Annotated in this window: 11 protein-coding genes; 4 read left to right on the top strand and 7 right to left on the bottom strand. The window is 62.3% G+C overall.

Annotated elements, in window-relative coordinates:
- The 6 genes from ACFQ95_RS20495 to ACFQ95_RS20470 all read right to left on the bottom strand — a co-directional run.
- Positions 1-970 (bottom strand): thiamine pyrophosphate-binding protein (locus ACFQ95_RS20495; protein ID WP_422833974.1); only part of this gene is annotated, 970 nt, incomplete at its 3' end.
- A 72-nt stretch (positions 971-1042) separates the two neighbouring features.
- Positions 1043-2020, bottom strand: coding sequence for a tripartite tricarboxylate transporter substrate binding protein (locus ACFQ95_RS20490; RefSeq protein ID WP_422833973.1), 978 nt, complete (start codon positions 2018-2020; stop codon positions 1043-1045).
- 133 nt (positions 2021-2153) lie between these two features.
- Positions 2154-3440, bottom strand: coding sequence for a citrate/2-methylcitrate synthase (locus ACFQ95_RS20485; RefSeq protein ID WP_422833971.1), 1287 nt, complete (start codon positions 3438-3440; stop codon positions 2154-2156).
- A 137-nt stretch (positions 3441-3577) separates the two neighbouring features.
- Entirely contained in the window at positions 3578-5512 is a 1935-nt protein-coding gene (locus ACFQ95_RS20480; protein ID WP_422833969.1) for an FAD-binding monooxygenase, read from the bottom strand.
- A 48-nt stretch (positions 5513-5560) separates the two neighbouring features.
- A complete protein-coding gene (locus ACFQ95_RS20475; protein ID WP_422833967.1) occupies positions 5561-6532 on the bottom strand; it encodes a Bug family tripartite tricarboxylate transporter substrate binding protein in 972 nt (323 codons plus the stop codon).
- Between the two features lie 36 nt (positions 6533-6568).
- On the bottom strand, positions 6569-7294 hold the full coding sequence (locus ACFQ95_RS20470) for a class II aldolase/adducin family protein (protein ID WP_422833966.1): 726 nt from the start codon (positions 7292-7294) through the stop codon (positions 6569-6571).
- A 161-nt stretch (positions 7295-7455) separates the two neighbouring features.
- Here ACFQ95_RS20470 and ACFQ95_RS20465 point away from each other — a divergent pair, with 161 nt between their 5' ends.
- Positions 7456-8394 carry a LysR family transcriptional regulator gene (locus ACFQ95_RS20465; RefSeq protein ID WP_422833964.1) on the top strand — a complete coding sequence of 313 codons (939 nt, stop codon included), beginning with the start codon at positions 7456-7458 and terminating at the stop codon, positions 8392-8394.
- Positions 8395-8439: 45 nt separating this feature from the next.
- Here ACFQ95_RS20465 and ACFQ95_RS20460 read toward each other — a convergent pair whose 3' ends face one another.
- Positions 8440-10221, bottom strand: coding sequence for a methyl-accepting chemotaxis protein (locus ACFQ95_RS20460; RefSeq protein WP_422833962.1), 1782 nt, complete (start codon positions 10219-10221; stop codon positions 8440-8442).
- 204 nt (positions 10222-10425) lie between these two features.
- Between ACFQ95_RS20460 and ACFQ95_RS20455 the strand changes: the two genes are divergently transcribed.
- The 3 genes from ACFQ95_RS20455 (at position 10426) to ACFQ95_RS20445 (ending at position 14426) form a co-directional block, all read left to right on the top strand.
- Positions 10426-11721, top strand: coding sequence for an acetyl-CoA hydrolase/transferase family protein (locus ACFQ95_RS20455; RefSeq protein WP_422833960.1), 1296 nt, complete (start codon positions 10426-10428; stop codon positions 11719-11721).
- Positions 11722-11860: 139 nt separating this feature from the next.
- Positions 11861-13453: a glucan biosynthesis protein gene (locus ACFQ95_RS20450; protein ID WP_422833959.1), complete on the top strand. Its 1593-nt coding sequence runs from the start codon at positions 11861-11863 to the stop codon at positions 13451-13453.
- Between the two features lie 190 nt (positions 13454-13643).
- Positions 13644-14426, top strand: coding sequence for a transporter substrate-binding domain-containing protein (locus ACFQ95_RS20445; protein WP_422833957.1), 783 nt, complete (start codon positions 13644-13646; stop codon positions 14424-14426).
- The last annotated feature ends 41 nt before the right edge of the window (positions 14427-14467 follow it).

The raw sequence follows: 14467 nt of genomic DNA, 5'->3' as shown, positions 1-14467 counted from the left end.
CCACGGCCTGCTCGCCCCAGGCTTGTTTCAGCGTGCCCGCCAGATCGAGCCAATCCAGGCTCAACACCACGTCGGCATTGCGCAGCACTTCTTGCGCGGCAGGATTGAGGAAAGCACCGGCTGGTGCGGCGTGCAGAGGGTGATCGGTAGGAAAAGCCGCGCCTACACGCAGATCGGTGAGCACTTCGGCCTGCAAGCTCTCTGCGAGCAATACGCGCTGCTGCCAGCCCTGCTCGTCGCGGTTCACGCGGCCCATGAGGATGACCGGGCGCTGCGCGCCTGACAGCCATGCGGCGGCCTGCGCCAACACCTCGTCCGAAGGGCGTGCGGGTGCAGGCGCGAGGTAACGTGCGGGATCTGGCAGCACCGGCCTCTCGGCAAGTTTCGACTCCTGCAGTGCCGCGTCGAAACACACGTACACCGGCCCTTGCGGCGCGGTGGTGGCGATCTGCCGGGCGCGCAGCAAGGCCTCCTGCGCTGAAGGGATTGAAGCTGGCTGCGCGTCCCATTTGGTGAAGTTGCGCACCAGCGCGCCCTGGTCCTGTGCCGTGTGGATCCAATCGATCCAGGGGCGCCGCTTGTGCGCATCCACCGGCCCCGTGGCGCCCAGCACAATCACCGGCACGCGGTCCACCCAGGCGTCGAAGATGGCCATGCTGCCGTGCATCAAGCCCACGTTGCTGTGCAGGATGGCAATCAGCGGTTGACCCGTGACCTTGGCGTAGCCATGCGCAATCGCCACCGCATGTTCTTCGTGCAACACCACTACCATCTGCGGCTTCTCGTTGCCCAGATGGTTGACCAGGCTGTCGTGCAGGCCACGAAAACTCGCCCCCGGGTTGAGCAGCACGTAAGGAATGTCCATCGCGCGCAGCATTTCTGCAATCGCGTCGCTGCCCCAGACGGTGGCGTCGGGCTCCGATGGCTGGGGAATATCCCGGCGCACGGCCGGGTTTGAGATAAGGGGCATGAGCTCTCCTGATGCGGGGAAATGGATCAAAGCGTGGCGAAGAAGGTCATTCGCAAGGTGTCAGGCGCGTGCTCATTCGGGCACGATGTTGGCGGCCTTGATCACCGCCGCCCAGCGTTTTTGGTCGGCCGCAATCAGCGCGGTGAACTCCGCCGCCGTGCTGGTTTCCGCATAAATGCCTTGCTCGGCCAGCTTGGCGCGCACGTCGGGCAACTCCAGCGAGCGGCGCAGTTCGGCATTGAGCTTTTGGATGATGGGCTGCGGTGTCTTCGCCGGGGCCACCATGCCTATCCAGATGTCGCTCTCGTAGTTGGGCACACTTTCGGCGATGGTCGGCACACCAGGCAAAAGGGCGTCTAGCCGCTGCGTGCCGGTGCTGCCCAACGCGCGTATCTTTCCGCTGCGAATATGTGGCAAAGCGGTGTTGATAGGGCAGAACATCACATCGACGGTGCCGCCGAGCACGTCGACCATGGCGGGCGCCGAACCCTTGTAGGGAATCTGTGTGAGCTTGGTGCCGGTCATCGCCTTGAACACCTCGGCGGCCATGTGCTGCGGGCTGCCGGCGCCGGCCGAGGCATAGGTGAACTTGTTGGGTGCGGCCTTGGCCTGTGCAACCAGCTCGTTGACGCTGGCTGCAGTCACTTTGCTGGACACCACCAACACCATGGGCACACGGCCCATCATAGAAATGCCCTGCAGATCGCGCACCACGTCAAACGGCAACTTGGGGTAGAGCACCGGATTCACGGCCACGGTCTGGTTCGGTGCCACGGCGATGGTGTAGCCATCGGCCTCGACGCGCGACATGAATTCGGTGGCGATGTTGCCCGCGGCGCCGGGCTTGTTGTCCACCACCACGGGCTGGCCGAAAGCCTCGGACATCTTCTGGCCCAACAAACGCGCCAGCACATCGTTGGAACCTCCGGGCGGCAAGGGCACAACGATGTGAATCGGCTTACTAGGGAACTCTTGCGCCTGTATTTGCGGGCACAAGGCCGCGGCAAACACCGCGGCCGCAAGGGCCCATACACGTGGATTGGGTTTCATGTCTGTCTCCTGTTTTTGACGGTCGCCGACGCATCGTAGGGAGACGATCCCGAACATTCAATCTTGAACTTTGAATCAATGTGAAGACCGCCAACAAAGCCTTTGCGGCGTCTAGCCGCCAGGCCCGCGGCGCTTAGGGAGCGCTCTGCGCTTGGACAAACTTGGCCCGGGGCCGCAGCAATGTGCCCGAGGCGCGTTGTTCACGCACATGCGCCACCCAGCCCGCGATGCGGCCCAGTGCAAACAACGCCGCTGGTGCCTGGGGTGGCAAGTTCATGGCACGCGCCAGCACCACCAGAGCCAACTCCTGGCGCGGCAGCAGGCCGGCTGTGGCATACATGTCTTCGAGGAAAGCAAAGATCGATTTCAGTTCCCGCCCCTGCTGACAACGGGCCCGGGCCAGGTCCAGCAGCTGTGCGGCCCGGGGGTCGCCTTTGGGGTACAGGGGATGATCGAAGCCCGGCACGCTTTGCCCCTGGCCATGCAATTTCATCGCCCGGTTGAACAACACACTGCGCGTTTGAGGTCGGCCGAGAAACGATTCCACACGCTCGTACATACGCCCCACCTCCACACCCGAGGTGGCACAAAGCGCGGAGGCGATGCAACTGTGCAGCGTGCCGCCGGCCGAGGCCACCACACGTGCGCCAAGCGTGCCGGGTGACAACTCGTGGTCGGCCATCAGGATCAGGATGGCGCGCAGACCGGCGTGATTTTCATCCGAGGCCGGCATACCCAGAGCGGCCACCAGGCCGTCGACGATGGACTGCCCTTTCCGCAGCGGCCGGTACTGTTGTGCCGGACCGAGAAAGCCACAACACGCCACCACCGTCTGCATCAGTTCACGCGCGGCGGCCAAAGTGCGGCCTTGCTGCAGCCGTTCGGCCACCGGCCCACGGCGCATGCCAAGCATCAGCACCACCAGGGAAAAGGTTTCCAGGATGTTGTCACGTGCCTGCAATGAGCTCAGCGTCTGCGTCAAATGCAGCAACGCCGCACCCGGCTTTTCTACCGGCCAGGCGGGCAAGCGGCTCAACTCTCCGGTCCAGAGCAACTCGGCCACCATTTCAAAAGAGACCTCCTGGCGCACCAGGTCCGCAGCGGCATGGCCACGGTAGCGCGGTCCCTGGGGCGTGATTTCGGTGATGGAGGTGGGAAATATCGGCTCGCCCCAGTTCATCGCCGAAGCGGCCACCGCACCATGGCCTGCACGTGCCGCCGAGCGCATGCCCACACGGGTGATGTCTTCGCGCAGGTAAAGCCGCGCCTTCAGCCCCTTTTGCGGAACACTGCGGATCCAGCCCCGACTGACGTAGGCATACAGGGTTTGCTGCCGCACGTTCAGCAATTGCATGGCCTCGGCCGCGCTGGCGTAAGCGTTGCGCGGCTCGGGGGAAAGCGCTAGGGGGCTAGACTTCACATCATAAGAACGCGTTGTTCCGGGTGTTCTTCCGGCTGTTGATCCTGGAGCGCCATCCGGTGGTGACGGCAGCGGCATGATTCTCCGCCCTGGCAGCGCAGCGCCGGAACGGGGTTACCACTATGGGCCAGCATGCATCAGTCTTGCTGCGGGCGCATAAAGCCCGCAAAGAATCCTGCCAACGCCTGGTAAGCGTCTAGCGGCAACACATGTGCGATGTACTGATCGGGCCGCACCACCACCAGTGCGCCGCGTGTCCGGTCAATGCCGCGTAACTCGAAGATGTTCCGGCCGCTGCGGGGATCGGCAGAAAAAACCTTTTCGTAGTCGAGCAAGCCATGTTTGCCCTTGGCGGGGCGCAGCAAGGTCGGCAGCGCGCCGTAGTCGATTTCCTGGTGCGCCTGCTGAAAAACAGCCCGCACATCGAACACCGCATCGATGTCTTGATGCGCTGGTGTGTAGCGGCGTATGGGTGACTCAGCAGACTCCTGCAGGAACTGGCACAAGGCCGCGATCCCGGTTTCTGCGACGTGCGCAGGCCTGGCCGCAGTAGCGCCAAACGCGTAGATGCGCCAACGCCCATCGGCCTTGCCAACGTGCCCCAGCTCCATCGGTTTCGCGTCGAACACCCGCACCACAGGTGCCGAATGAAAGCGTGTGCCGATCTCAAACCCGGTCGCCAGATGTTGCGCGCCGCCATCTGCGCATATGGCCGATGGCCGATAACGTGTGCCCATGCCGGCGGTAAAACGGCCATGTTGCACAAAATACTTTTGCAGCTCCTTGGGGTCCACCCCCTGCTTTTGGTCGCCACCTTCCTGCTGCGCGCGGTCGCTGAACATCTTGGCCCACTCGCGGTCGAAATCGATGAGTTCCTGCGCCACCACCTGCCGCTCCTGCGAATAACTCAGCAGCAGCTCCGGCCCGCACTGCTTGGACAGCACGGCCGCCAGCTTCCAACCCAGATTAAATGTGTCCTGCATCGAAAAGTTCATGCCCTGCCCGGCCTTGGGGCTGTGGGTGTGGCAAGCATCTCCGGCAATAAAAACGTGTGGCAGGCGTGTGCCAGCGTCGTCTTCGGCCACGTCATCGTATTGGTCGCAAATACGCTGGCCAATTTCGTAAACCGACCACCAGGGAACCTCTTTCACGTCCAGCTTGTACGGATGCAGAATGCGCTGCGCCGCGGCAATCAGCTGCTCCAGCGTGATGCCACGGTCCGCGGCCCGCTCCTCCTCACCCAGCTTGTCCATTTCAACATAAAGGCGCACCAGGTAGCCGCCCTCGCGCGGTATCACCATCAGATTGCCACTGGCAGACTGGACCGCCACCTTGTAGCGTATGTCCGGGAAATCGGTCACCGCGAGTATGTCCATCACACCCCAGGCGTGGTTGGCTGAGTCGCCAACCAACTTGCGCCCAATCGCCTTGCGTACACCGCTGCGGGCGCCATCACAACCGACGACATAACGCGCACGCACGCTTTCCAGCGTGCCGCTGTGGGCCGCGTCGGTGCGCTCAAGCCGCGCCGTGACCGGATAGTCGCCGCGCGAATGGTCTATCTGCAGGTCGACAAAGCGCCGTGAATAGTGCGGCACCAAGCCACTGGCCGAGTTGCGCATGTTCTCCAGATAGAAATCGTGCACTCTGGCCTGGTTCAGGATCACGTGCGGAAACTCGGACAGCCCGTCCTCCGTGTCCTGCACCCGTCCATGGCGAACAATGTCGCCGGGGTGTGCGCCATCGGGTTTCCAGAAGGTCACCTCGTTGATCCAGCAGGCCTCCTTGAGCACACGTTCGCTGAAGCTGAATGCCTCAAACATCTCCATGGTCCGGCAGGCAATGCCATCGGCTTGGCCCAGCTTCAAAGGGCCGTCTTTTTGATCAACGATGCAGGTGCGGATGTGCGGAAAAACCGCCAACTGCGCGGCCAGGGTCAAGCCCGCCGGCCCGCAACCCACGATGAGCACGTCGACCTCTTCTGGCAGTGTGTCCTCTCGCCGCGCCACATCCGGCTCGGCGCTCAGCACCTCAGGGTCACCGGGCCTGAAGCCGTTCAGATGAAATTGCATGTTCCTAACCTCTTCTCTTGTGATCTTCGCAAAGGCTTGCGCCGGTGTTTATTCGGCCTTGATGTTGGCGCTTCTGGCCAGCTCGGTATAACGCTTGGTGTCGGCCTTGATCAGCTTGGCAAGATCGTCGCCGCTTCCCTTGTAGGCTTCGACACCGGCGTTCGACAGGTTGGACACCACCGTCGCATCCGTCAGAATCTTCGAGATGTCGGTCGCCAGTTTCGCGACCACGGCGGCTGGCAGGTTCTTCGGCCCCATCAGGGCATACCAGATCGAAAAGTCGAACGGCTTCAAGCCTTGCTCTTCAAAAGTAGCCACATCGGGCAGCAGGCCATAACGCTGGGCGGTCGACACCCCCAGCACCTTCAGCCTGCCACTCTTGGCATAGGGTGCAACCAGGTTGGCACTCACAATGGCCAGGGGAATCTGTCCGCCGATCACATCGGTCACGGCCGGGGCACAACCCTTGTACCCGGCATGCGCTGCCGCGACGCCGGTTTGCTGCTTGACCAGTTCCATCACAAAGTGCTGCGGTGTACCTATGCCGCACGAGCCATAACTCAGCGTGTCGGGCCTGGCCTTGGCCAAGGCGACGAGTTCCTTGACGTTGTTCACGTTGAGCGACGGATGTGCGGCCAGGGCTATCGGCGTCACGCCCAGCAGCATGATGGGCGTCAGATCTTTTTCGGGGTCGTAGGGCAGTTTGCCCATCACACCCAGGTTGGTGACCATGGTGCTGTTTTGCAGCAGCAAGGTGTAGCCGTCGGCAGGCGCACGCACCACCTCGGAGCTGCCTATATTGCCCGAGGCGCCGGCCTTGTTGTCCACCACCACACCCTGTCCCCAGGCCTGCTGCAGACCCGCGCCGATTTGCCGCGCCAGAATGTCAGAGCCGCCGCCGGTGGCGTAGGGCACGACTATGCGCACCGACTTTGTGGGATAGGTATCGGCCTGCGCCGCAGCGCTCGCCACCACCAGCGCCGCCGCACAGGCGCTGAAGAATGAAAATTTGAATCGCATGAGATGTCTCCTTTATTTGTTCTGCTACGTGCCGGATCACTGGTCCAGATCAATCTGCCCCAGGCGCTTGATCCACAAGTTCCAGGACCGTGGGATCTGCCCGTCGTTCATGTCCGACGACAGCTGCGCCTCTTCCTGGTTCAGGAAAGTGATTTCGCCCAGGCCATTCGCCGCGAGTTGCAGCCGGGCGTTGACCTCTGCGTAGATCGCGCGGTAGATCGCCTGCTCGAGTGAAGCGCCCACCACCGTGGAACCGTGCCCGCGCATGAGCACGCAGTTGTGTTTGCCTAGCGACCTGGCCAGCGCCGTGCCCAGATAGGAACTGCTGATCAGCATGTCGGTATTGCCGCCGGCTTCGCGGATCTCGAAATGCGCCGAGCCCTCTCCCAAAAAACCCGACATGTGGAACACCGGCCGGAGTGCATTCTTCGTGATCGCAAACGGGATCACGCTTTGTGAATGGCTGTGCACCACGGCCATCACATCGGGGCGGGCGCGGTAGATTTCACCGTGGATGAAGCGCTCCAGGTAGGGCCGCTCGGACTGCTCCGACAAGGTGTTGCCATCGAAGTCATAAGTGGTGATATCGCGGCGGCGCACCATGCCCGGTGCGCGGTTGCAGGACAGCAGGAAAGCACCCGGCAGACTGTTGTGGCGCACGCTGACGTGGCCCAGGCCGTCAACGATGTTCTGGTCGTAGAGGATGCGGTTGGCGTAGACAAGGCGGTCGACGAGGTCGGCCGAGGGGGCGGGAATGGGCATGGGTGATGTCTCCTGGTGGCGGCTTCTGGGGCTGATGCATCGCGCTTTAGGCGTGCATTGCTGCTATTTTTGGCGCGCAAGCTTTATGCTGGCAAGCGTGTCAGAAGATAATCAATATCGCGTTTTTCAATAATGAAGCGCACACAAAAGGAAATGGACCAATGGCCAAGTTAGACCTCGAGTGGATCAAAGTGTTTGACGAGGTGTTCAAGACCGCCAGCGTGTCCAAGGCCGCCGATAGACTGGGCATTCCCCAGGCCGCGGCCAGCACGGCACTCATCAAGCTGCGCGCGCACTTCGGCGACAAACTCTTCAGCCGCACGGCCCGTGGCATGTTGCCCACGCCGTATGCGCAGGCCATGCAGCCGTCGCTGCGTGCGGTGCTGGGCCATCTGGAGCAGGCGCACGCCAGTCGCGGTGGTTTTGACCCGGCGCAGGCGCAGCGCAGTTTCCGCATAGGCATGACCGACATCAGCGAGATCGTGCTGCTGCCCACCCTGTTGAACCACTTGCGCAAGGTGGCGCCAGGTGTGCAGGTGGAGATCGAGAAAATCTCCACCGACAGCGTGCGGCGTCTGCAGGACGGCGATGTAGACCTGGCCGTCGGCTTCATGCCGCAGCTGGATGCCGGCTTCTACCAGCAAGTATTGTTCGAGCAGAATTTTGTCTGTCTGGTGGCCGCCAATCACCCACGCATTGCAAGCCGGCTGAGCAAGACCGCTTACAGCCGGGAAGGCCACGTGCTGGTCAGTTCATCGGGCACGGGCCACGCCATCGTCGACAAGGTTCTGGAGCGCGCCGGCGTGCCGCGCCAGGTGGTGCTGCGTGTGCCCAGCTTCCTGGGTGTCGCACGCATCGTGGCCGAAACCGAACTCATTGCCACGGTGCCACTGCTGTTCGGCCAGGTGGTGGCCTTACGCGAGCAGATCCGGCTGTTGGCGGTGCCGCATGCACTGCCGCACTACAACGTGAAGCAGCACTGGCATGAACGTTTTCATTCCGATCCGGGCAACGTGTGGCTGCGCCGCACCATGTCCGAGCTGCTGGGCGACGCACGCCACACTGCGGGGCGGGTGGGCAACTCAACCGTGCCGCGCTGAAAACCGGGTCCTTGCATGGCGGCTAACGCAGCCGCCATCATCACATCAGAAGTTTTCCCAGTCACCTTCGCCACCACTGGCAGCGGCCGGCTTGGCCGCTGGCGCTGCCGGAGTGGCCAGCCCGAGCTTGCGCGGCGCACTGGCAACGGCCTTGGGCTTGAGCGCCGCAGGCCGCGGCGTTGCGGGGGCGTGATGCTTCACCGGCACCGGGCGTGCTGCGGGTGTCCGCACGGCTGCGGCGACCGGCGCATGTGCCGCCGCTCGTGGCGCCAGGCCGGCGCCCGCGCCCACGTTGAACACCGCCACCACTTCCGACAAGCGCTGCGCCTGGTCGCGCAGCCCGGCCGCCGCCGCCGCCGACTGCTCCACCAAGGCGGCGTTCTGCTGCGTCATCTGGTCCAGGTTGGTCACCGCCAGGTTGACCTGGCCTATGCCGTCGCGCTGTTCGGTGGACGAAGCGCTGATCTCACCAATCAGGTCGCTGACGCGGCGCACACTGCTGACGATCTCGCCCATGGTTTCGCCGGCCTGAGCCACCTGTTGTGTGCCGGCTTCCACGGTTTGACCGGAGGCGCTGATCAAGTCCTTGATTTCCTTGGCCGCCTGGGCCGAACGTTGCGCCAGGCTGCGCACTTCGGAGGCCACCACGGCGAAGCCGCGCCCTTGTTCGCCCGCACGCGCCGCTTCCACGGCCGCATTCAAGGCCAGGATGTTGGTCTGGAACGCAATACCATCGATCGTGCCAATGATGTCGCCGATCTTGCGTGAGGCTTCGCTGATGTTCTGCATGCTGTGCACCACCTGGCCTACCACTTCGCCGCCGCGTGTAGCCGTCTGCGCAGCCGTGACCGCCAGTTGAGTGGCCTGGCGTGCGGTGTCGGCCGATTGCGTCACCGTACTGGTCAACTGCTCCATGCTGGCAGCGGTTTCTTGCAGATTGGCCGCCGTCTGCTCGGTGCGCGAAGACAAGTCCTGGTTGCCGTTGGCGATCTCCACCGATGCCGTCGATACCGACTCAACCCCACTGCGCACCTCGGCGACCAGTTGCCGCAACTTCGCCACCATCTCCGACATGGCCCGCAGCAGCTGTCCGAACTCGTCTTTACGCTCCGATTGAAGTTGCTGCGTCAGGTCGCCGCTGGTGATGGCCTGGGCCAGGCCCACCGCCTCGCCCAGCGGACGGGTGATGGAACGCACCAGCACCAGCGTCAACAACACACCCAATGCAAAAACCACCGCCACACTGACCATGGCCACGGTGGCCGTTTGATGGCGCGACGCATCGGCCTCGGCCTTGGCCGCATCACGCTGGCGCTCCTGCACCGTCACGAAATTGTCCAGCGCAGCGATGTACTTGGCGATGGCGGGCTTGTAGGTGCCGTCCACAAAGCTTTGCATGGCGGCGGCGTCACCGGCGGCCTTCACATCCTTGGTTTTCGCCGTCAGGCCAAGCACGATGGAGCGCGCGCTGGCGACGTTTTCCAGCGCCTGCTTGTCTTCACTCGAAACCGCCGATTTCACCACCTCACTCTGGATCACGTTGATGCGGCCAATGATGTCCTTGACCTGCGCATCGTAGGACTGGGCGAGCACCGGATCGGTGGTCACCGCACCGCCAAGCACCATGGTGACGGCAGTTTCAGTGGCCCCGCGCCAACGCACTGCGGTGGTGATTTTTTGCTCGAAGGCGTTGACTGAAGCCATGGCGGCGTCGACTGCGCGGTTGGCGCTGAACTGCGCCCAGAGGGAAACCGCCAGCATGGCAATCAGCAGTCCAAGAATCACGCTCCAAAGCTTGTAGGAGAGGCGCAAGTCGCTGAATTTCATAGAAGACCGATCAAAAAAGAGGCATGAACTATCTGGCTGTTTTGCCAAATTGCATGCAGTTGCATCGAACAACATGGTACACATAATTTGAGCCATGGCCGGTACGCAAGGCGCGATATGGTGTCGCCTGATAAGCGCCGCCTTGATTGACTGTCGCGTAACGGCTCTTGAAAATGAAGATAAAACGAAGGAGACGATAAAACCATGACGATTCAGGACCAGTACAAGCGCATATGCACCAGCGCGACTGACGCCGTGCAACAGGTGCACAACGGCGACATGATCATCGTGCCGACCGGCGTAGGCGAGCCGCCCAGCCTGCTCACCGCGCTGTCGGAGAAAAGGCTTGCTTTCCGGGACGTCAAGGTCGCGCAAATCCTTGCCATGCGCAAATATGGCTACCTCGACCCCGAAACCGTAGAGCACGTGCGCCACGTTGCGTTTTTTTATGGTGGCGCCACACGTGCCGGTGGGCAGCAGGGTTGGATCGACTTCATACCCAACTACTTTTCAGAGATTCCGGAGCAGATCGAGCGCGAACAGATCAAGGCCGATGTGGTGTTCAGCATGGCCTCACCCATGGATGCCCATGGCTATTTCTCGCTGAGCTTGGGCGCGGACTACACCATGGCAGCCATCGCCAAGGCACGCGCCGTGGTGCTCGAAGTGAACCCCAACGTGCCGTTTGCCAATGGCAACTGCCACATACACATCTCGCAGGTGACGGCCCTGGTCGAAAGCAGCGAGCCGGTGCTCGAAGTCGGTTTGCCACAAATCGGCCCGGTGCAACAGGCCATAGGCAAACATGTTGCTGCCTTCATCGAGGACGGCGCTACCTTGCAGATCGGTTATGGCGGTATCCCCGATGCGGTGGTGATGCAGCTCACCGATAAAAACGACTTGGGCATACACACCGAGATGCTTGGCGACGGCATTCTTTCGCTCATCGAAGCCGGGGTAGTCACCAACCGGCGCAAAAGCTACCTGCGGGGTAAAACCATCGCCACGTTTGCCTTGGGTTCATCCCGCCTCTACCGTTACATGGATCGCAACCCGGCACTCGAAATGCACCCGGTCAACTACACCAATGACCCGGCACTGGCCAGCCTCAACGACAATCTCATCGCCATCAACGCAACCATGCAAATCGATCTGCTGGGCCAGTGTGGTTCCGAAAGCCTGGGGCATGCACCCTACTCCGGCACGGGTGGGCAGTCGGATTTCGTGCGCTCGGCCAACCGGTCGCGCGGCGGCAAGGCCTTCATTGTGCTGCCGTCCACCGCCAAGGGCGACACCATCTCGCGCATCGTGCCATCCTTGTCGCCCGGCACCCATGTCAGCACCAGCAAGAACGACATCAACTACGTGGTCACGGAACACGGCGTGGCCCAGTTGCGCGGCAAGTCCGCAGCGCAACGCGCCCAAGCCCTGATCGCCATCGCGCATCCCAAATTCAGAGCGGAACTGAGCGAGCGCGCGCGCGAGCTGAAACTGATTTGAGCGTGCCGCCCCTCGCGCCAGGCTGAGCCAGCTGGAGGTCTTGCACACTTTGAAACAATGTCGCCACGAAGACCGCCGATGTCTTCATGGCGCTTTTGATGACAAAAATCATGTTCATGATTCTGGTTAAATCATGAACATGTTGCACCGCAGAACCCTACTCACCGCTGGCACGACCGCAGCCGCCCTGGCCGCGCTAGGCCTGTCCCCCAAGGCCATGGCGCAAGCCGGGCTCAAATTCGGTCCGGCCAAGCCGTTCGCCTTTGACGCACTCATAGAACAGGCGCGCGCCCTGGCCGCCAAACCTTATGCGCCACCGCCGCCACTGCCGCGCGAAGTGCTTGAACGCATAGATTACGACGCACACGGCAAGCTCAAGTACAAGGCCGATTTCGCGCTGTTCAAAGACGGCCCAGGCGCTTTCCCGCTGACCTTTTTCCACATGGGCCGCTACTTCCAGACCCCGGTGCACATGCATCTGCTGGACCAGGCTGGCAGCGGCGCGCAAGGGCGCGAGATCCTCTACGACCCAAGCTACTTTGAGATGCCGGCCGACAGCCCGGCCAAGGCTTTGCCCGACGGCGCCGGCTTTGCAGGTTTCCGTTTTCAGGAAAGCCGCCTGGGCGATCAAGCCAAGCTGCCGTGGCAAAACAACGACTGGGTGGCCTTTCTGGGTGCCTCGTACTTCCGCGCCATCGGCGGGCTCTACCAATACGGCCTGTCGGCACGCGGCGTGGCGCTGGACGTGGCCGTCAACGGCAAGAACGAAGAGTTTCCGGCGTTCACCCAGGTCTGGTTTGAACCGCCCGCCGAAGGCAGCAACACCGTGGTGGTTTACGCGCTACTCGAGGGCCCAAGCATTGCCGGCGCCTACCGCTTTGCGATGCGCCGCGACCAGGCCGTGATCATGGACATCGAATGCCGGCTGTTCCTGCGCCAGGACGTGGCACGCCTGGGCCTGGTGCCTCTGACCTCGATGTACTGGTATTCCGACAAGCTCAAGCCCACCGGCATAGACTGGCGCCCCGAGGTACACGACTCCGATGGCCTGGCGCTGTGGACCGGCAGCGGCGAGCGCATCTGGCGCCCACTGAACAACCCCAATGCCACCGGCATCTCGGCCTTTGGCGACAAGTCGCCCAAGGGTTTTGGCCTGATGCAACGCGACCGCAACTTCGACCACTACTTGGACGGGGTGAACTACGACAAGCGCCCCAGCCTGTGGGTGGAGCCGCTTTCTGACTTCGGCGACGGTGCCGTCGAGCTGGTCGAGATCCCGACCGACGACGAGATCCACGACAACATCGGTGCCTTCTGGGTGCCCAAGGCGCCCGCCACAGCCGGCAGCAGCTACTCGCTGCGCTACCGCCTGCACTGGGTCGCGGACGAGCCCTTCCCCACGCCACTGGCGCGTTGTGTGGCCACGCGCATAGGCCGTGGCGGCGTTCCAGGCCAGCCACGGCCACCAGGCGTGCGCAAGCTCATGGTCGAGTTCCTGGGCGGACCGCTGGCCAACCTGCCCTTCGGCGTGAAGCCGGAGGCCGTGCTCAGCGCGCCGCGCGGCCAGTTCTCGTATGTGTTCACCGAAGCCGTGCCAAACAACGTGCCAGGCCATTGGCGCGCACAGTTCGACTACACACCGGAAGGCAGCGGCCCCGTGGATCTGCGACTGTTTCTGCGCAACGGCACCGAAACCCTGTCGGAAACCTGGCTCTACCAGTTGTTGACCTGAGGCCATGAGCGCCCGCACGGCGTACAACAAACGTTGGTGCGAGAACGCTTGGCCATCAAGCCCTAGAGGCAAACGCGCATTGCGCCAATGGCACATCCCTTGCTAAATCGCAGCAGTGTCTGCCGGGCCTGCGTTGATCATCACGGCGCATCGCAGACACGTTTACCCACTCTTCAAGGACATTTTTTCCATGCTGCGCAAAACCCATTTGTCTCTGATCGCCGTCGCTGTTTTGGCCTGTACCAGCTTGGCCTCGCAGGTCCATGCCGGGCCCAGGCTAGACAAGATCATGGACAGCAAGCTGCTGCGGGTCGGCACACCCGGAGACTACCGCCCCTTCGCCATCAAGACGGATACGGGTTACGCGGGCCATGACATCGATTTGATCGAAGCCATGGCCAAGGAACTGGGTGTGAAGATCGAATACGTGCCCACCACCTGGCCCAATCTGATGAAGGACATCCAATCAGACAAGTTCGACGTGGCGGTCGGTGGCATCACCCGCAACGTCACGCGTATCCGGCAGATTGAAATGCTGCCGGGCTACGCGTCGTTCGGCAAGGTGGCGCTGGTGCGCGCGGCAGACAAAGACAAGTTCCGCGCGCTCGCCGACCTGAACCAAGCCACTGTGCGTGTCATCAAGAATCCTGGTGGCACCAACGAAACCTTTGTGCTGGAAAACCTCAAGGCGGCGCAAGTCAGCACACACGACAAAAACGCCGAGATTCCGGCGCTGATCGCCGAAGGCAAGGGTGATGTGATGATCACCGAAACCTACGAAGCACTGTACTACGCCAAGGCCGATCCACGCTTGTACGCGGCGTTCATCCAACAGCCGCTGACGCCACCCAACACCTTGGGCTTTATGCTCCCCAAGGACGATGCCGACTATTCCCGCGTGATGTCCTTCGTCTGGAGCCTGTTGGACAGCCGCGGTGGCGTCAAGCAGGCCGCCGATAAATGGCTCAAGTAAAACGCAACTGAAGCCTGCCTCGCCCCTAGCCGCGCCTATGC

Origin of the sequence: Variovorax sp. HJSM1_2 (assembly GCF_049316285.1) — a bacterium.
Lineage (GTDB): Bacteria > Pseudomonadota > Gammaproteobacteria > Burkholderiales > Burkholderiaceae_C > Rhodoferax_B.
Note: the sequence above shows the minus strand (reverse complement) of the source record. Positions and strands in the feature narration are given on the sequence as shown.

Excerpts from the sequence above, each read along its gene's own strand:
- ACFQ95_RS20490 (WP_422833973.1), bottom strand. The coding sequence starts at position 2,020 with ATGAAACCCAATCCACGTGTATGGGCCCTTGCGGCCGCGGTGTTTGCC.
- ACFQ95_RS20480 (WP_422833969.1), bottom strand. The coding sequence starts at position 5,512 with ATGCAATTTCATCTGAACGGCTTCAGGCCCGGTGACCCTGAGGTGCTG.
- ACFQ95_RS20475 (WP_422833967.1), bottom strand. The coding sequence starts at position 6,532 with ATGCGATTCAAATTTTCATTCTTCAGCGCCTGTGCGGCGGCGCTGGTG.
- ACFQ95_RS20470 (WP_422833966.1), bottom strand. The coding sequence starts at position 7,294 with ATGCCCATTCCCGCCCCCTCGGCCGACCTCGTCGACCGCCTTGTCTAC.
- ACFQ95_RS20465 (WP_422833964.1), top strand. The coding sequence starts at position 7,456 with ATGGCCAAGTTAGACCTCGAGTGGATCAAAGTGTTTGACGAGGTGTTC.
- ACFQ95_RS20460 (WP_422833962.1), bottom strand. The coding sequence starts at position 10,221 with ATGAAATTCAGCGACTTGCGCCTCTCCTACAAGCTTTGGAGCGTGATT.
- ACFQ95_RS20455 (WP_422833960.1), top strand. The coding sequence starts at position 10,426 with ATGACGATTCAGGACCAGTACAAGCGCATATGCACCAGCGCGACTGAC.
- ACFQ95_RS20450 (WP_422833959.1), top strand. The coding sequence starts at position 11,861 with ATGTTGCACCGCAGAACCCTACTCACCGCTGGCACGACCGCAGCCGCC.
- ACFQ95_RS20445 (WP_422833957.1), top strand. The coding sequence starts at position 13,644 with ATGCTGCGCAAAACCCATTTGTCTCTGATCGCCGTCGCTGTTTTGGCC.